This is a genomic window from Grimontia celer (genome assembly GCF_900055185.1).
Lineage (GTDB): Bacteria > Pseudomonadota > Gammaproteobacteria > Enterobacterales > Vibrionaceae > Enterovibrio > Enterovibrio celer.
In genome coordinates, this window is record NZ_FIZX01000053.1 from 1 (window position 1) to 551 (window position 551).

Genomic DNA, 551 nt, shown 5'->3' on the forward strand with positions numbered 1-551 from the left:
CTTTATCAGCGCCTTTTCTCTGGCAGGTTTTCCCCCCTTATCAGGCTTCTGGGGCAAATTTATCGTCATCAAGGCAAGCTTACAAACGAGCGACTATTTGCTCGCGGCGACGGCATTATTAGTTGGCTTACTGACCATTTTTTCCATGAGCAAAATCTGGAACGAGGCGTTCTGGAAAAAGCCAACGAATGATGAACTTGAGAGCAAGGCCTTGAGTCGAGCGCCGCTGTATTTGTACAGCCTTCCTATCGTGATGTTGGCAGCCCTCAGCTTGCTGATCGGCCTGGTCGCGGAGCCTTTCTATCAGTTCGCAGAGCACGCCGCGCAGCAGCTATTGGTGCCTGACGCCTACATCCAAGCCGTTCTGGGAGGTGCACCATGATTTACTTTTTCCTCAACCTGTTCCTCGCTCTGAGCTGGATGTTGCTAAGTGGTAACTACAGCAGCATCAACTTTGTGCTTGGCTTTGTGGCAGGCTTTTTCGCGCTGCGATTAAGTCAACCGTTTGGCATTAAGAACAGTTACTTTCGCGTATTCAGTGCCGCCGTTGG

Annotated in this window: 1 protein-coding gene and 1 pseudogene; both read left to right on the forward strand. The window is 50.8% G+C overall.

All coding sequences use genetic code 11. The features are described 5' to 3' along the window. A partial coding sequence (locus tag GCE9029_RS25375; RefSeq protein ID WP_269449290.1) for a proton-conducting transporter transmembrane domain-containing protein occupies positions 1–382 on the forward strand: 382 nt, incomplete at its 5' end. After that, a pseudogene (locus GCE9029_RS25380) lies at positions 379–551 on the forward strand (Na+/H+ antiporter subunit E); the annotation flags it as partial. The gene GCE9029_RS25375 and the pseudogene GCE9029_RS25380, both read left to right, overlap by 4 nt.